Source organism: Acinetobacter soli, from assembly GCF_018139125.1.
Lineage (GTDB): Bacteria > Pseudomonadota > Gammaproteobacteria > Pseudomonadales > Moraxellaceae > Acinetobacter > Acinetobacter soli.
In genome coordinates this window covers 3160329-3178153 of record NZ_CP073241.1, presented here as the reverse complement: position 1 = coordinate 3178153, position 17825 = coordinate 3160329, and the positions used below count along the sequence as shown (strand labels likewise).

General features: G+C 43.4%; 18 protein-coding genes. 8 read left to right on the top strand and 10 right to left on the bottom strand.

Annotated features, from left to right (window positions below; genetic code table 11):
* Positions 1-276 precede the first annotated feature (276 nt).
* From trxA to KCV09_RS14675, 3 genes are all read left to right on the top strand, one after another.
* Entirely contained in the window at positions 277-603 is a 327-nt protein-coding gene (trxA, locus tag KCV09_RS14685) for a thioredoxin (RefSeq protein ID WP_004940451.1), read from the top strand.
* A gap of 338 nt (positions 604-941) precedes the next feature.
* The gene (rho, locus tag KCV09_RS14680) at positions 942-2210 is read left to right on the top strand and encodes a transcription termination factor Rho (protein ID WP_004940453.1); all 1269 of its coding nucleotides are present in this window, start codon (positions 942-944) and stop codon (positions 2208-2210) included.
* A 419-nt stretch (positions 2211-2629) separates the two neighbouring features.
* Positions 2630-2896, top strand: a complete 267-nt coding sequence (locus tag KCV09_RS14675) for a hypothetical protein (protein ID WP_004940457.1) — start codon at positions 2630-2632, stop codon at positions 2894-2896.
* Positions 2897-3074: 178 nt separating this feature from the next.
* Here KCV09_RS14675 and KCV09_RS14670 read toward each other — a convergent pair whose 3' ends face one another.
* Genes KCV09_RS14670 through pheS form a run of 3 tightly spaced genes read right to left on the bottom strand, consistent with a single transcriptional unit; the run spans position 3075 to position 6762 of the window.
* A complete protein-coding gene (locus tag KCV09_RS14670) occupies positions 3075-3368 on the bottom strand; it encodes an integration host factor subunit alpha (protein WP_004940460.1) in 294 nt (97 codons plus the stop codon).
* Entirely contained in the window at positions 3365-5746 is a 2382-nt protein-coding gene (pheT, locus tag KCV09_RS14665; RefSeq protein WP_151814882.1) for a phenylalanine--tRNA ligase subunit beta, read from the bottom strand. Before pheT ends, KCV09_RS14670 begins: the two co-directional genes overlap by 4 nt.
* Before the next feature lie 35 nt (positions 5747-5781).
* A complete protein-coding gene (gene pheS / locus KCV09_RS14660) occupies positions 5782-6762 on the bottom strand; it encodes a phenylalanine--tRNA ligase subunit alpha (protein ID WP_004940464.1) in 981 nt (326 codons plus the stop codon).
* Between the two features lie 155 nt (positions 6763-6917).
* Here pheS and KCV09_RS14655 point away from each other — a divergent pair, with 155 nt between their 5' ends.
* Positions 6918-7937, top strand: coding sequence for a hypothetical protein (locus KCV09_RS14655; protein WP_151814881.1), 1020 nt, complete (start codon positions 6918-6920; stop codon positions 7935-7937).
* Positions 7938-7988: 51 nt separating this feature from the next.
* Here KCV09_RS14655 and KCV09_RS14650 read toward each other — a convergent pair whose 3' ends face one another.
* The 3 genes from KCV09_RS14650 to rpmI all read right to left on the bottom strand — a co-directional run bounded on the left by KCV09_RS14650 (position 7989) and on the right by rpmI (position 8960).
* Positions 7989-8186, bottom strand: coding sequence for a hypothetical protein (locus tag KCV09_RS14650; protein ID WP_004940467.1), 198 nt, complete (start codon positions 8184-8186; stop codon positions 7989-7991).
* A 208-nt stretch (positions 8187-8394) separates the two neighbouring features.
* Positions 8395-8754: a 50S ribosomal protein L20 gene (gene rplT / locus KCV09_RS14645; RefSeq protein ID WP_000124858.1), complete on the bottom strand. Its 360-nt coding sequence runs from the start codon at positions 8752-8754 to the stop codon at positions 8395-8397.
* An 11-nt stretch (positions 8755-8765) separates the two neighbouring features.
* On the bottom strand, positions 8766-8960 hold the full coding sequence (gene rpmI, locus KCV09_RS14640; protein ID WP_002054552.1) for a 50S ribosomal protein L35: 195 nt from the start codon (positions 8958-8960) through the stop codon (positions 8766-8768).
* Between the two features lie 236 nt (positions 8961-9196).
* On the opposite strand from rpmI, the gene KCV09_RS14635 reads away from it, so the two are divergent.
* Positions 9197-10450, top strand: a complete 1254-nt coding sequence (locus KCV09_RS14635; protein WP_004940469.1) for an MFS transporter — start codon at positions 9197-9199, stop codon at positions 10448-10450.
* An 81-nt stretch (positions 10451-10531) separates the two neighbouring features.
* Positions 10532-11266: an energy transducer TonB gene (locus tag KCV09_RS14630; RefSeq protein ID WP_004940472.1), complete on the top strand. Its 735-nt coding sequence runs from the start codon at positions 10532-10534 to the stop codon at positions 11264-11266.
* 21 nt (positions 11267-11287) lie between these two features.
* On the opposite strand, the gene KCV09_RS14625 is transcribed toward KCV09_RS14630, so the two are convergent.
* The gene (locus KCV09_RS14625) at positions 11288-11713 is read right to left on the bottom strand and encodes a YqaA family protein (RefSeq protein ID WP_025096098.1); all 426 of its coding nucleotides are present in this window, start codon (positions 11711-11713) and stop codon (positions 11288-11290) included.
* A gap of 117 nt (positions 11714-11830) precedes the next feature.
* The gene (locus KCV09_RS14620; protein WP_004940476.1) at positions 11831-12451 is read right to left on the bottom strand and encodes a glutathione S-transferase N-terminal domain-containing protein; all 621 of its coding nucleotides are present in this window, start codon (positions 12449-12451) and stop codon (positions 11831-11833) included.
* Between the two features lie 297 nt (positions 12452-12748).
* Here KCV09_RS14620 and KCV09_RS14615 point away from each other — a divergent pair, with 297 nt between their 5' ends.
* Entirely contained in the window at positions 12749-13207 is a 459-nt protein-coding gene (locus tag KCV09_RS14615) for an Hsp20 family protein (protein WP_212515309.1), read from the top strand.
* A gap of 54 nt (positions 13208-13261) precedes the next feature.
* Here KCV09_RS14615 and infC read toward each other — a convergent pair whose 3' ends face one another.
* Both infC and thrS read right to left on the bottom strand, forming a co-directional pair.
* Positions 13262-13813, bottom strand: coding sequence for a translation initiation factor IF-3 (gene infC / locus KCV09_RS14610; RefSeq protein WP_076033019.1), 552 nt, complete (start codon positions 13811-13813; stop codon positions 13262-13264).
* Positions 13814-13818: 5 nt separating this feature from the next.
* Entirely contained in the window at positions 13819-15741 is a 1923-nt protein-coding gene (thrS, locus tag KCV09_RS14605; protein WP_004940482.1) for a threonine--tRNA ligase, read from the bottom strand.
* Between the two features lie 413 nt (positions 15742-16154).
* Between thrS and KCV09_RS14600 the strand changes: the two genes are divergently transcribed.
* Entirely contained in the window at positions 16155-17798 is a 1644-nt protein-coding gene (locus KCV09_RS14600) for an acyl-CoA synthetase (RefSeq protein WP_004945390.1), read from the top strand.
* Positions 17799-17825: the final 27 nt, after the last annotated feature.

The window sequence follows — 17825 nt, the reverse complement described above, 5'->3', positions numbered from 1 at the left end:
ATTGATATAAACCTTTATAAAATTGTCGCTAAGATTAATTCACACGCACCCAATTGAAAAGCCATTTCGCTGATCTTTTAAGCTTGATTTCCCCTTAGATCGCCATTTTACGATAGTGGATTACGATTACAAGTATCGCAAGCATCCATTAGACAAAATTCACATAACCTTGAATAATACGAATCAACCCTTATATTGATCTAGAAGGTTATGTCATACTTAATTTCTGTATTTGTCTAACTTCTATATCCGCAAAAAATAAATTTGGAGCGACCTATGTCTGCCACTATTGTAAATACAACTGATGCTAACTTCCAAGCAGACGTTTTAGATGCTGAAACTCCCGTTCTTGTAGATTTCTGGGCAGGCTGGTGTGCACCTTGTAAAGCAATTGCACCTGTTCTTGAAGACCTGTCTCGTGAATACGAAGGTAAAGTCAAAATTGTAAAAGTGGATGTAACTGCATGTGAAGATACTGCAGTGAAATACAACATTCGCAACATCCCTGCACTTTTACTTTTCAAAGATGGTGAAGTGGTTGCTCAACAAGTTGGCGCTGCACCGCGTTCAAAACTTGCTGCATTTATCGATGACAACGTATAAGCCGATTTATACGCATCATCATCAAATACGCTATTGTTCGATAGCGTATTTTTTTTGCATGGAAATTGACAATTACCCTGATCTGACTTATAGTTCTTGAGCAGGAAGTGCTGAAGGAAAATCACTTCATTTGCCTCCTTTTCGCAAGACACAAAACATAAGATCGCCGCTCGGCAACAGAAATTGCTTCATCTATTTCTATACTGAAATAACCAAACAAACTTCTGCGTTTGTGATTATGCAAGTGCGATTCTTATCGTCATTTGAATGCTTGCGGCTGACCTTTATCTCTTTCCATTTCTGTGCTCCACACACTCCTTTTATCTATCTGACCACTTATGAATTTAACCGAACTCAAGAAAAAACCGATTGGCGAACTCATTAAGATTGCAGAGTTTATGGGCCTTGAAGGTATGGCTCGTAACCGCAAGCAAGATATTATCTTTGCCATCTTGAAACGTCATGCAATGAATGGCGAAGAGATTTTTGGCGACGGTGTTCTCGAAATTCTCACTGATGGTTTTGGTTTTTTACGTTCAGCTGCTGGTTCTTATCTGGCAGGTCCAGACGACATTTATGTGAGCCCGTCCCAGATCCGTCGCTTTAACTTACGCACCGGTGACACCATCACAGGAACGATTCGCCCACCTAAAGAAGGTGAACGTTACTTTGCATTGCTTAAAGTTAACCAGATTAACTACGATACGCCTGAAAACTCGCGTAATAAAATTTTATTTGAAAACCTCACACCGCTTTTCCCAACCGAACAACTGGTGATGGAGCTGGGTAACGGCACCACCGAAGATTTAACGACGCGTGTAGTCGACTTAATCGCACCGATTGGTAAAGGTCAGCGTTCAATTATCGTTGCGCCGCCAAAAGCCGGTAAAACCATGTTGTTGCAAAGTATTGCACAATCGATTGTTCGCAATAACCCAGAAGTGTTCCTGATTGTTCTTCTGATCGACGAACGTCCAGAAGAAGTCACCGAAATGGAACGTACCGTACGCGGTGAAGTGGTTGCTTCAACCTTTGATGAATCACCTGCACGTCATGTTCAAGTGGCCGAAATGGTGATTGAAAAAGCCAAACGCTTGGTTGAACACAAAAAAGATGTGGTGATTTTGCTTGACTCGATTACCCGCCTTGCACGTGCGTATAACACAGTGATTCCATCATCGGGTAAAGTCTTGACTGGTGGTGTCGATGCGCATGCACTTGAGCGTCCAAAGCGTTTCTTTGGTGCTGCACGTAATATAGAAGAAGGTGGTTCACTGACCATCATCTCAACTGCCTTAATTGAAACTGGCAGTAAAATGGATGATGTGATCTACGAAGAATTCAAAGGTACAGGCAACCAAGAGATTACCCTAGATCGCCGTATTGCTGAAAAGCGTGTCTTCCCTGCGATGAATATCAAGAAATCTGGTACGCGTCGTGAAGAACGCCTGATGGACGAAGATAACCTGCGTAAAGTCTGGATCTTGCGTAAATTGCTTCATCCTATGGATGAGCTTGCTGCAATGGAGTTCTTACTGGATCGTATGAAAGAAACCAAAACCAATGATGATTTCTTTGACCAAATGAAGCGTAAAGCCGCAAACTAAGTTTTTGCTGCGAACACTCAATCTAGGCTGTCTATAACGACGGCCTTTTTTGTTTGGTTGACTTAATTTACATAAATATACAATTGACGGTTTTCTATGTTAAATTTCGTGTAAGCACTTGATTAATATCATCTTCAATTATAAAAACTGTATAAAATTTAACTAGTTAACCCGTGTTCATCCAATATAAAATTCAGTCTTGATTGTTATTTTCTGTTAAAAATCAGACAATTTTATCGTTTTTTTAGCCACTTTTTCACATCAGGCAGTAGTAATTCGCAAAGGGCAGTGATAGCATATCCGCAGACCAGTTAGACTGCTCTATGCGTTGTTACCTAACCACGTTTTAGGAATAATTAAAGCACAAACAGGCTAACGTAGGTTTTTTTTAATCTCAATTTTTTTATGAGAGTGATGCCATGTTATTCAAGAAAATCGCAATTGCTGCTGCTATCGCTACTACTTTAGCTTTCGTTGGTTGTGCAAAGAAAACTGAACAAGCTGCTGCTGACGCTAACACAGCTGCTTCTCAAGCAACTGCTGCTGCTTCTGAAGCTCAAGCTGCTGTAGACGCTGCTGCTACTTCAGCTCCTGCTTCTGCTGCTGCTGCTGCTGACGCTGCAACTAACGCTGCTGCTGCTGCTACTGACGCTGCTCAAGCTGCTTCTTCAGCTGCTGCTAAATAATCTAGATTTTAGATTATTTGAAAAAAAGAGAGCCTTATGGCTCTCTTTTTTTATGTCTGGTGATCAAGAAAATTTGATCACCAAATCGACACAATCAAATCAATTACTCGACGTACACAGCTCAACACATGGCCAATATAGCATCAGCATTTAAAAGAAGAATAAAAAAATGAGCAGGTTATTCCTGCTCATTTCCTACGCGCTGTCTAAATTTCTGACCCGCTCTAAAAGTCACAACGCGACGGGCAGAAATCGGAATTTCCTCTCCCGTCTTAGGATTACGACCCGGGCGCTCACGTTTGTCACGCAATTCAAAATTACCAAACCCAGAAAGTTTTACGTGTTCGCCTGTAATCAACGCTTGGCTAATTTCATCAAAAAATAACTCGACCATTTGTTTCGCTTCGCGGCGATTTAGGCTTGTGAGTTCGCTTAAATGATCTGCCATGTCTGCTTTTGTTAATGCTGTCATGAGGCCCTCAATGTCGCTTGATAAGTGTTTTCCAACACTTGAATTATATTATCCATACCTGACTTAATTTCAGCATCTTCAAGCGTACGAGATGGGTGCTGCCATAGAAGTGCAAACGCTAGCGAACGCTTACCCTGTTCAACACCTTGACCCGTGTACACATCAAACAACCAAGTCGAATCGAGTAGATCACCACCTGTTTGTTTAATTAACTGCTGAATATCGCTCACATTTATCTTATCACTGATTAATAAGGCAATATCACGTCGAACCGATGGAAAACGTGATAATTCTGTAAAATTAGATACATAAGATTGCAAAATCGCCTTCTGATCAATTTCAGCAACCCATGTTGTGCCCAAATCTAGTTCATTTTCCAATGATGGATGCAAACGCCCCAAATAACCAATCGACTGTCCATCGACTAAAATCTCGGCAGATTGACCTGGATGCAACCAAACACGCTCTGAACGAACATAGCTCACATTGAGACGACCCGCAGCTAAAATTTGCTCGACTTCATTTTTTAGGTCAAAGAAATCCATTGGCTGTACTTTGCCATGCCAGAGCTCCGGTGTACGTGAGCCAACCGCAATTAGAGCTAAAGTCGGGATCTGCTGTAAATCGTGAATTGATGCTGCATGCTGATAATCAAATCGCAACCCCAATTCAAAGAAACGTACGCGACTTTGCTGACGGTTCAAGTTATGTTGCACACATGGGATTAAGCTTGAAAGCAAGGTACTGCGCATCACAGCCAAATCACTTGAAATCGGATTAGCCAAGGCCAACGGATTTACCTTCGGATTGAGCTGCTTTTCAAGCTTGAGGTCTGCAAAGCTAAAGCTGATGGCTTCTTGATATCCCAAAGTTGCAACGGTTTGACGCAGTGCTGCCAATTCAAGATGATCTTGATACTGTGCAAGCTGAACATCAATTTTTGGCAAGGCAATCTGGATATTGTCGTAGCCATGAATACGCGCAACTTCTTCAATTAAGTCTTGATAAATCGCGAGATCAAAACGATGTGATGGGGGCACAACTTGCCATTCGCCTGTGGCAACCACAGTCACTTCACAACCTAAACGCTGTAGTGCATCGGTAATAAAATCGGTTTCGACACGATATCCAAGTAATGCATCGACTTGCGATTGATGCAGCGTAATCGGATCACGCTTTGGCAATAGCTCTGCTTTTTCAGCCACGCTGATTGGTCCAAACTCACCACCGGCATATTGCTGAATCAATTCACTGGCGCGATGCATCGCCAGCATTGGCAATTCAAAGTCGACCCCACGCTCATAGCGCTGTGATGAATCGGTATGCAGACCGAAACGACGTGCACGACCCGCAATCGCTAGCGGCGCGAAAAAGGCACTTTCAAGGAAAATATCACGGGTTTCATCAGTGACACTTGAGTCTAGGCCACCCATAATTCCAGCAATTGCCAAAGCTTTGCTATTGTCTGCAATGACCATAATATCTGGGTTCAGCTCAACTTCTTGCTCATTCAACAAGACCAGCTTTTCCTGATCTGCTGCTTGACGAACATGAATATCGCCGTCGATTTTTGCCAAATCGAAAGCATGCATCGGCTGGCCAAGTTCCATCAACACATAGTTGGTGATATCGACCAGAATACTGTGCGTGCGAATACCTGAGCAGCTAAGTGCATGTGCCATCCAGTCAGGCGTTTGTGCTTGCACGTTGACATTTTTAATGGCACGGCCCAAATAACGTGGCGCACCATCTGTCGCGAGATGAACCTGCTTTTGTTCTAAAATGCTAGATTCAACCGCTGCAATAGCAGGTGGCGTAACCGTTAACTGGTTAATGACACCGATTTCACGTGCAATACCACGAATACTAAAACAATCACCGCGATTTGGCGTGATACTGATATCAATTACATGATCATCCAGCTTCAAATAGTCGCGGATGTTGGTGCCCACAGGTGCATCTTGTGGCAATTCGAGTAACCCATCGATTTTATCTTCAAGATCGATCTCAGATGCACCGCACAGCATGCCTTGCGATTCAATACCGCGTAGCTTGCCCTTTTTAATTTTAAAATCACCCGGCAATACCGCACCAATGGTCGCAACTGGTGCTTTCATGCCTACACGTACATTGGGTGCACCACATACAATTTGTAATGGCTCACCATTGCCAATATTGACCGTAGTTACACGCAAGCGATCTGCATCTGGATGCTGCTCAACGCTCAACACTTCCCCCACGACAACTCCAGTAAATGGCTTGGCAATCGGTGCCAACTCATCGACCTCTAGCCCAAGCATGGTCAGTTGATCGGTCAACGTTTCGCTATCAATGGCTGGATTAACCCAAGTGCGTAACCAACTTTCACTAATTTTCATCTTTATAAAACCTTAAATCTAATCCTGAAAAACTGTTAGGCAAACTGGCGCAAGAAACGCACGTCATTTTGATAGAACATCCGTAAGTCATTAATGCCGTAACGCAACATGGCAAAACGCTCAACACCTAAACCAAAGGCAAAACCTTTGTATTTTTCAGGATCAATGCCTGCAGCACGCAGTACATTTGGGTGCACCATACCGCAGCCCAATACTTCTAACCAGCGGCCTCGTTCATCCATAATGTCTACTTCAGCACTTGGCTCTGTAAACGGGAAGTAAGATGGACGAAAACGAACCTTTAAGTCTTTTTCAAAAAATTCATTTAACAGATTGATCAACAGCCCTTTAAGCTCAGCAAAGCTGGTGTGCTCTGCCACATAAAGTCCTTCAATTTGATGGAACATCGGTGAGTGCGTCTGATCTGAGTCACAACGATACACACGCCCTGGACACACAATACGAATCGGGGGTTGGCTGGTTTCCATGGTACGAATCTGTACACCCGATGTATGCGTACGCAACAAATGATTCACATCAAAGTAGAAAGTATCGTGCATTGCACGTGCTGGATGATGCCCCGGAATGTTCAACGCTTCAAAGTTATGATAGTCATCTTCAACTTCAGGCCCAGTGGCAACGGTAAAACCAGCTTTAGTAAAAAATTGGCAAATTCGTTCTTGTACTTGAGTGACCGGATGAATGCTCCCCATGCGCTGGCCGCGGCCCGGCAAGGTGATATCAATCATTTCACTGGCCAGTTTTTGTTGTAACGCTGCCTGTTGTAATGCAGTTTGGCGTTCGGTCAAGGCAGCATTGATGGCTTCACGTACAGCATGAATGGCCGCACCTTGCACTTTGCGTTGCTCGGGATCCATTTTTCCCAGTGCTTTCGATTGTTCTGCAAGCTGGCTTTTTTTCCCTGTAAACAAAACTCGTACTTGATCGAGTGCAGCAAGGTCTTCAGCCGCTGCTATTGCAGCAAGCGCTTCGGTGGTCAGGGCTTCCAGTGACATAGTAACTCTCAAAGCAACAAAGTTATAAAGAAAATAAAACTCTGCATTCTAACAGTTTTTAAACGGATTGATGAAGCATAAACGCAGGAAAATTACTAGGCAGGGTATTTATAAAACGTATAAGATGAGCGCTGGTGTGAATGAGAAACTCGACAATGGCACTTGATCAAATCTGGAAACAACAACTCGCATTGGTCAGTTATGGCAATGAATATCTGAATCATGATCTTAGCTTTTCAGGCTGGAAGCAGCACAGCATCTTTACACGGCATGCACTGTATTTTCGAGATCTGATCACACAGCATTTACTGGCTCAGCATTTTCAGGTTTGGCTTGAAGGGCTTAAACAGCAAGGCGTATACCGGATTAGTCTTCATGCCTCAAATCTACTGATCGATGAAAAAAATCCAAATCCAAATGTTGAGTTGCTGTCGAGTCATGTAGTGGTGACGCACAGTAAAACACAAAAAACAGCCTGGATTATGGGTCAGGAACTTGCCGAGTGGTATTTAAGTGATCAAGCTTTTGAGATTCCCCTAAACCAACGTTCCGATACTCGTGAAACAACATTTTGGCGCTACGATTTAAGTGACAAACTCGCAAAAAAAGTTCAAGCCGATCTGGAAACAGCCAACTGGAAAGACATCTCGGCGTTTTTATCTCGTGAGTTATTTGAACAGCGCTTAGCTCAGGGAGTAGATCTTGAGTCGAACGGCAAGCCTTATTATGGTACAGATACTTTAGCCTCGAGCGAAGCAACAGGCCAATATCTCCCACTATTGCCGAGCGAGTATCCCGCCCAACTGGCACATGAGTTACTCCATAAAGTAGAACGCTTAAGCCATTTTATTCAGCAAAAGCGGCAGCATCCTTATCATGCAACAGGTGAGATGCTCAGTCCTGAAGAGCAGATTGCACTACGCCAGTTTGCCGAAAAAATTGAGGATATGCATGCCAAGCTGATTGTACGCGTAGCCAATCACTACCAATCGGCACATCCGCTTCCTGCTGCGCCAGTAGCCTCTCCGCTTGAGCCACAACTGGCACATACGCCAACCGCGCAGATTGCAAACAGTACTCCACAGCATTCACATAAAGTCGGCTCGTCCAGTGTAATTAAACTGGTGCTTTTAACCATCATTATCTGTGCATGTGCCTATTATTTTGGGCTATAAGTCGACTATACCTGTCTTGGTGCTTAATCGTGCAGAAGCCTTTAAGCACTTTTAAAAGGTGGGTTTAATTTTAAGAATAATTTTATGACCGCCATCATGTTGATTAATCACATGATGTACACCTTCTACCACGCCCTCCACTTCTGCATCTGGCCCATAAAAAACCCGGATGCTCTCTCCCAAACGCGGCAATAGTCCCAGTTCAATTTCAATCGCGCCTTGCTCGATTCCCTCAACCAATACTTTCATACGTACGCTCCTTTTCTTATTACTGTATTCCTATTACTGTATGAAGAAGCATGTAAGCCTGTCTTATTCATCCTGTGGCAATTGTGTACATCTTTAGTCATTTTCAAGACTTAGGACTTAAAGAGGCGTAGTTGATCGATATACCTCATGCACATTTTAGACATAAAAAAAGACCGCTAAAAAGCGGTCTTTTTTTTGAATCTCTAGCTTATGCAGCCAAAGCGCCTTTCGCTTTTTCAGCTAAAGCAGCAAATGCTACTGCATCATGCATAGCGATGTCAGCTAATACGCGACGGTCGATGATCACTTGAGCTTTTTTCAAGCCATCGATCATACGGCTGTAAGACAAACCGTTTTGACGAGCACCCGCGTTGATACGCGCAATCCATAGAGCACGGAATTGACGTTTCTTCTGACGACGGTCACGGTAAGCGTATTGACCAGCTTTGATTACCGCTTGGAACGCTACGCGGTAAACGCGTGAACGAGCACCATAGTAACCTTTAGCGCGAGCAAGAATTTTTTTGTGACGACGATGAGCCACTACACCACGTTTTACACGAGCCATTTATAATCTCCTTAGATGTATGGGCACATACGACGAACTGAATTCATGTCAGAAACATGAACCATTACACAGCCGCGTAATTGACGAATACGTTTCGCAGATTTTTTGGTCAAGATGTGGCGCTTGAACGCTTGTTTACGCTTGAAACCGTTTGCAGTCGCTTTGAAGCGTTTAGCTGCACCACGGCGAGTTTTTAACTTAGCCATAGTAACCTCTTTTAGGCACCTGTTCGGCGCGTTTGCACCATTGCAAACCGACCTGCAGGTAAGGAAGGCGAAATCATACCGTATCTTTGTTTAAAACAAAAGCAGTTTTACTGATTCTGTTCCCGCTTTATCGTGAAATAACTGTAAGATTCTTCATCATTAAAAAATCAATATAAATGGCTATTTTTTAAGAATTCAAACTTATACTGAGTAAAAATTATCAATATACGATATTTATGAACGCTCAACAGGATGCTTTTGCCGCATTACGCTATCGTGATTTCTCTATTGTGACCATCAACCAGTTTTGCTTAACGCTGGCCATTTTAATTCAAGAAATTATCGTTGCGTACTCGTTATATACTATTACCAAGGATCCACTGACTCTGGGCCTGATCGGACTGGCAGAAGCGATTCCATTTATAGGGCTTTCACTATGGGGTGGCTATTTTGCCGATAAGTTCAATAAACAGCGCATTATGAAAATTTGTCTGTTTTTCTCCTTTCCTTTGCCTCTGGTACTTTTGGGGTTATTTCATGCTTATACGCTCGGACACTTATCCACCCACAGCTTAGCTTTAGGAATTTATGCCGTAATTTTTGCACTCGGTACGATACGCGGCTTTTATAACCCGTCGGCCACATCACTTAAACCCTTTCTCATCCCGCGTGAACTCTATGCCAATGGTGCCACATGGACCACGATTGGCTGGCAAAGTGGTGTGATTATTGGTCCGATGCTGGGCGGTTTTATGCTGGCATATTTAGGTCGAGAAACCAGTCTTATTAGTGTGGCCATATTGCTATTTGTCTGCTTTGTTCTAATTTCTTTACTCAAAAAGCGTGTTTTTCCTGCCATTGAACATGATCAGTTATGGAGTAGTTTAAGTGAAGGATTTCGCTTTATCTGGAAAACTAAAATTGTACTTTGGGCGATTTCATTAGATCTGGCTTCAGTTTTATTTGGTGGCGTGATTGCCTTACTGCCTATTTTTGCTGAAGATATTTTAAAAGTTGGTCCAGCGGGACTCGGCTATTTACGGGCAGCACCATCCATTGGCGCGCTGATCACCATGATTGCGCTAACACGTTTTCCACCGACTCAGCATGCTTGGCGCAATATGCTTTTGGCAGTGGCAGGCTTTGGTGGTTTTACCCTTGTGTTTGCATTTTCAACCCACATGTGGCTTTCGCTCTTCGCACTGGCCATGACCGGTGCATGCGACAGTATTTCCGTGGTGGTTCGTCAAACGATTTTGCAGATTTTTCCACCTGAAAATATGCGTGGACGCGTTGCAGCAGTCAACGGTATGTTTGTTTCTAGCAGTAACGAACTGGGTGCATTTGAATCGGGGCTGGCAGCAAAATATATGGGAACCATCGCAGCAACGGTATTTGGTGGCTGTATGACCCTCGTGGTGGTGGCACTGAGTTGGGCCAAGACCAAAGACCTATTTAAAGTCGATATCACTAAAAGTTCAGAACATTAGACATTTTCTTGTTGCGAGTATTCTTTAAACAGGGAATACTTTCGCAATATTTTAATTTTAATTTCCTATAAAGAACGACGTATGAAAGCCTTTGTTTATTTGTCTTTACTCCTTTGCGTGCCCTTTGCGCATAGCCATGCACAGTCACCTGCAGCCAATGTGCAACTGAGCGCTCAAAAAAGTGCTGCACTGCCTGCACATTTAACCACGCGCCTACAATGGGCCAGAACGCCTCAACTTGAATATTCAGATGCCGATTTAAATCAACAAGATCGTGCTGCAATTGTGAGGGTTGTTGCCGATGAAACCGGGCAAATCACGCAAGCGACGATTCAGGAAAGTACTGGACTTTCCAAACTGGACAATATGCTGATCAATGCCACCAAAGCGGCTTTGATTCAACCGTTTCAGGTCGATGACACAGCCGTTCCAACCATTGGATATCAGGCCTTTACCCTAAAAATCGCGCATGCGCTGAAATCTAACGATTGTGTCTATCGTTTTGATTCTGAACACTGGCGTAAGCAACAGCAAGATAAAAAAGTCCCCTTTCGCTATATCGAACAACCATCATTACAAGTTGATCGTGATGAACTCAAAGGCAAAGACCGTTACGTTCGGTTGAGCTTTAAGGTCGATAAGGCCGGAAACGTCACACGCGTTAAAATCAAGAAAGGTTCGGGTATTTACGCGCTGGATGAAAAAGTGATGCAAGCCGTAATGGGGGCCAAAGTTGAGGTCAGTAAAACCCTATGGCTTTATAAAAAATCGACGCTGAGCGATAAAATCAATTTCTCTTTAGATGCCTGTCAGTAATTGTGTCACGTGACTTAAGCATCACATCACGCCAAGGTAGAGCAAATAAATACACAAATAACGCCCTGCCTTGGCGATGGTGACCATCAACAAAAAACGATAAAAGTTTTCTTTTAACACACCCGCAATAAGGGTAATCGGATCACCAATAATCGGTACCCAGCTTAAAAGCAACGAATAAAACCCATAACGATGATAAATCGCCTGTGCCTTTTGCATATGTTGCTGCGAAACCGGAAACCATTTTTTATGTTTGAACTGCTCAATCTTGATACCGAGCCACCAATTAACGCATGAGCCAAGTACATTGCCAACCGTCGCCACCAGAAGAAGTACAACGGCGGGTTGTTGCTTCAATGCTAAAAATGAAAAGAGTACCGCTTCAGACTGTAAGGGCAACAAGGTTGCTGCACCAAAGGCTGAAATAAATAACGCCAGATACTGCATCATGCTGTATTGAGTAAGATGAATAAATCGATGGACTACTATGTCAGATTAATAAAAAATGTCCATCATTATGGACATTTGATCAACACGCACGGTACATGATTTGGCAACGCCAATTTAAACAATACTCAACGATAAGGCTTTTTGTACAGCCGGTCGAGCGGTTAAACGCTCAATATAATCCTGCACATACGGATAGTCGTGCAGATCAATCGACTGCCATTCATGACGCAGTGCCCAAGGCAGAATCGCCATGTCTGCAATTGAATACTCACCTGCCACAAACTTCTGACCAATCAACTGGGTATTGAGCACCTTGTATAAACGCTTACTTTCTGTAACATAGCGATCAATCGCATACGGAATTTTTTCTGGTGCAAAGCGGCCAAAATGGTGGTTTTGTCCAAGCATCGGGCCAAATCCACCCATTTGCCACATCAACCATTGTTCAACTTCTACGCGCGCCTGCTCATCGGTCGGATAAAACATGCCGGTTTTTCTGCCTAAATATTGCAAGATAGCACCCGACTCAAAAATTGAAATCGGTTGGCCATGTGGGCCGTTTTGATCGACGATTGCAGGAATTTTGTTATTTGGTGAGATGCGTAAAAAATCAGGCTGAAACTGATCGTTGTCTAGGATATTGATGGGATAAATCTTGTATTCCAATCCCATTTCTTCAAGTGCGATGGTGATTTTGTGTCCATTGGGTGTACCCCAATAATATAGGTCGATCATGAAATACCTTCTTATCCTATTTTTCTATCTATGATTGTTTGTGTACGTTTATAACATGATTTTCATGTTTTAGAAGCAGCATCAAACAGGTTTTATTCTAACAGTCACTTTGCTTAACAACCTTAAAGAAAATCATAAGATGAGAATTTTAAAAATTATCCTTGAAAAAATGATAAGTGAACTTATATCTAAAAAGGCAATGATCATCTGATATTGCACATGAATTGTGGATGCACAGTTATCACAATGCATATTTCTTATTTATAGACTTTGCTGAACCATCAGGAGGTTTTATCAATGAGTACTGTAAGTCTAAGTCCGTTATTTCGTCGTAGCATCGGTTTTGATCGTTTAAATGATTTATTTGATTATGCGATGCAATCTGAAGCACCTAACTATCCGCCGTATAACATCGAAAAACTCGGTGATAACCAATATAAAATCGTGGTTGCAACCGCAGGCTTCGATCAAAATGAGCTTAGTATTCATCTCGAAAATCAGGTGCTGACCATTTCGGGTAAACCAGATGAAGAGCAGCAAAATGTAGCGGTAGAATATTTACATAAAGGCATCGCACGTCGTTCATTTAAATTGTCGTTACGTTTAGATGAACATATTGAAGTGCAGCAGGCCGATTATGCAAATGGTCTACTCAAGATTGAATTGCAACGCATAATTCCTGAAGAGAAATTGCCGCGCCATATTCCGATCGGTTCATCAAAGACCGTGAGCAAAATTGAAAACCGCGACGAATAAATTCAGTCATAAAAAAACGCAGCGATTAGGCTGCGTTTTTTATTTGGATATAACTTACTTTTTCTTTTTCGGTCCAAGTAACATACCCATTTGACGACCTTCCATTTTTGGTGCTTGTTCAACAACACCATAATCTGTCACGTCTGCTTCAATTTTTTGCAACTGAGCAAGACCCAACTGTTGATGTGCCATTTCACGACCACGGAAACGCAATGTGATTTTAACTTTGTTACCTTCTTCAAGGAACTTTAAAATCGCACGAAGTTTGACCTGATAATCACCTACATCCGTTGCTGGACGTAGTTTGATTTCTTTCACTTGCACCTGATGCTGTTTTTTCTTCGCATCTTTTTGCTTTTGCTTTAGGTCAAACAAGTGCTTGTTGTAATCCATGATTTTACAAACAGGTGGTTCTGCATTCGCCACGATCTCGACCAAATCGAGTTCGACTTCTTCTGCAGCACGCAACGCTTCATTTAATGAAACGATTCCTTTTTGTTCCCCATCTGCACCAACGAGACGCACTTCTTTAGAACGAATCTCGTCATTAATCGCAGGACGGTTACTCTTTGCACCTTGTTGTTGGTTACGGTCAGGCTGTTTAATCTCTCTTACTCCACAATGTACCGGCCACGTTCGGCAACGGCAGATTTCACCAAGTCGACGAATGCATCGATTGACATGGTACCTAAATTTTTTCCTGAGCGAGTACGAACATTAACAGTACCTTCCTCAACCTCGCGGTCACCTAATACTAAAAGGTACGGAATACGCTCAAGTGTACGCTCACGAATCTTAAAGCCGATTTTCTCATTTCTCAAGTCAGAAATCGCTCTAAGACCATTTTCTTTGAGTTTTGCCACTACAGATTCACAGGCTTGAGCTTGAGAATCGGTAATATTCATCACACATGCTTGTACAGGCGCCAACCAAGGTGGCATAAACCCAGCATAGTGTTCAATAAGTATACCAATAAAACGCTCGAAACTGCCAAGTATTGCACGATGCAACATCACAGGCTGGTCACGTTCATTGTCTTCTGTCACAAAAGAGGCATCTAGACGGATTGGCAAGTTGAAGTCACATTGAATAGTACCGCACTGCCAGACACGGCCCAAGCAGTCTTTCAATGAAAATTCGATTTTCGGACCGTAGAATGCACCTTCACCCGGCTGTAATTCCCACTCAAGACCCGCAGCATCCAAAGCATCTGCCAAAGATTTTTCTGCAAGATCCCAAAGTGCATCATCACCCACACGTTTTTCAGGACGCGTAGACAATTTCATTTGTACATCTTCAAAACCGAAGTCTTTATAGACATCAAGCGTCAATTGAATAAAGTCTGCCACTTCCTTGCCAATCTGTTCTTTGGTACAGAAGATATGTCCATCGTCTTGCGTAAAGCCACGCACACGCATAATACCGTGCAATGAACCTGACGGCTCGTTACGGTGACACGAACCAAACTCGGCCAAACGCACAGGAAGGTCACGGTACGATTTCAAGCCTTGATTGAACACCTGTACGTGACACGGACAGTTCATTGGCTTAACGGCATAGTTACGGCTTTCTGAATGTGTGGTAAACATGTTTTCTGCATAGTTGGCAGCATGTCCCGACTTTTCCCAAAGCGTAAAGTCGACAATTTGCGGCGTACGGACTTCTTGGTAGCCGTTGTCTTGCTGAACTTTACGCATGTATTGTTCAAGCGCTTGATAAATCGTCCAGCCATTGGCGTGCCAAAACACCATACCCGGTGCTTCTTCTTGCATATGAAACAGATTCAGTGCCTTACCGATTTTACGGTGGTCACGTTTTTCAGCTTCTTCAATACGTTTTACATATGCAGCCAGCTCTTTTTTGTCTGCCCATGCTGTACCGTAAATACGCTGCAACTGTTCATTTTTCGCATCACCGCGCCAGTATGCACCCGAAATCTTGGTCAATTTAAAGTTTTTCAAGAATTTGGTATTTGGCACATGTGGTCCACGACACATGTCCACATATTCCTGATGGAAATATAAACCCATTGCCGTTTCATCAGGCATATCATCGATCAAACGCAGCTTGTAAGTTTCACCACGCGCTGAGAATTCTTTAATAACCTCTTCACGAGGCGTCATTTTCTTAATGACATCATAGTCTTGATCGATCAGCTGCTTCATGCGTGCTTCGATTGCAGCCATGTCGTCTAGCGTAAAAGGTTTTGGACTAAAGATGTCGTAGTAAAACCCTTCTTCGATGACCGGACCAATCACCATCTGTACATCAGGGAACAATTGCTTAACCGCATGGCCAACCAAATGTGCACAAGAATGGCGAATGATTTCGACACCTTCTGGGTCTTTTGGAGTAATAATTTGTAATGTCGCATCTTCAGTGATGAGATCACATGCATCGACCAGGCGATCGTTCACTCGACCTGCAACGGTGTTTTTTGCAAGGCCAGGCCCTATACTTTGGGCGACTTGCATAACAGATACAGGCTGATCAAATGATTTTTGATCACCATTTGGCAATGTGATAATTGGCATAAAAAAATCCTTAAGGAGTGATGCCCCGCACAATGGAGCATATCACCGCGAGATTATGATCGAGGAAAGCCTCAAAAGATAAAAACGGTGGATGGGTTAAATTAAATCGAACCGGAATTTTACACCTCTTCGACCACACTGCAAACCTATTCATCAATAAAAGAGCAATTTGATTCAAAATCATAAATTTTATGGGGCTGCAAACCGTATATTCAAGATGTCGTGCTGATTTGTAACGCATGCACTATAGACAGCACTGGTTTTTTGGCGCTAAAAAATAATTAGAAAAGATGAGTATAAAGCGCCCATTGATTGAGACAAAGTATGCGGCCTAAGACTAAAGCATAAATGAATTGAAGCCTTCAAGCGCCTATCTTTTCAAGCAGATTAGAACAATTAGATGGAGTAGAGACATGGTGAGTGCTTATGATGAGTTTCCACGCACGCCCGCGAATTTTGTTGCATTATCACCATTACGATTTTTAGAACGCGCAGCCTATATTTATGCCGAGCAGGCTGCAATCGTTCACGGTTCACGCGTGATTACATGGAAAGAAACGTATCAGCGTTGCCGACAATTTGCAGCCCAGCTTAAACAACTCGGGATTCAAAAAAACGATACCGTGTCGGTATTGTTACCCAACGTGCCTGCCATGATTGAAGCACATTTTGCAGTGCCCATGAGTGGCGCGGTACTCAATACCATCAATACCCGACTCGACGCCAAAACTGTGGCTTTTATGCTTGAACATGCTGAAAGCAAGGTCTTATTGGTCGATCAGGAATTTGCTGGACTGGCCAAAGCTGCCCTCTCGCTGGTGAAGCAGGATATTTTTGTGATCGATGTCGACGACGCAGAATATGAAAACTGTTTTAGCCCGCCGATTGGTGAAATTGAATACGAAGATTGGCTCTGTGAGGGAGATCCCGAATTTGAATGGACACTTCCCGACGACGAATGGGATGCCATCAGTTTAAATTACACATCAGGCACGACGGGTAATCCCAAGGGAGTGGTATATCACCATCGCGGTGCTTACCTGAATGCGGCCAGCAATATGATGGCTTGCGGCATGACACCTCGCGCCAAATATCTCTGGACTCTGCCTTTATTTCATTGCAACGGCTGGTGTTTTGCTTGGACGATTGCTGCCAATGGCGGTACCAACTACTGCTTGCGTAAAGTTGATCCAGCTTTGGTCTTTCAACTGATCGAAAAGCATCAGATCGAGTATTTTTGTGGTGCGCCAATTGTACTTTCGATGTTGATTAATGCCCCTAAAAATCAGCAGATTGCCTTTGAACATCGTGTTGAGGTACTCGTTGCAGGTGCTGCACCGCCTGCCGCGATTATCGAAGGCATGCGTAAGTTAGGCGTAAATGTCACGCATGTGTATGGATTGACTGAAACCTACGGCCCATCTGGGCTATGTGCTGCACAGGCTGGCTGGAATGACCTGAGCCTAGAAGAACAGGCCAAATTACATGCACGTCAGGGTGTGCCCTATCCGCTTCAAGACAGTATGCGCGTTTTAGACCCCGAGACCCTAAAGCCCGTACCTGCAGATGGTGAAACACTTGGTGAGATCATGTTTCGCGGCAATATCGTAATGAAAGGCTACCTGAAAAACCCTGAAGCCACTCAGGCGGCATTTGCAGGAGGCTGGTTTCATTCTGGCGATCTGGCCGTTTGTCAGCCCGATGGTTATGCCAAAATTACTGATCGAGCTAAAGATGTGATCATTTCAGGAGGAGAAAACATTTCCTCTTTAGAAATTGAAGAGGTGCTATACCGTCATCCTGCCGTGTTGACCGCAGCAGTCGTGGCCAAACCCGATCCGCAATGGCAAGAGGTTCCCTGCGCATTTATCGAGTTAAAACAGCATGCAGAGGCTACACCTGAAGAAATCATGGAGCATTGCAAAAAAGAACTGGCACGCTTTAAAGTACCCAAAGATGTAGTGATTGCCGAAATTCCGAAAACATCGACGGGAAAACTACAGAAATTTATTTTACGTGAATGGGCCAAAGAGCGTGCAGTAGGCGAATTTGGCTAATTTTCATTGAAGTTAAAAAGCCCGCTC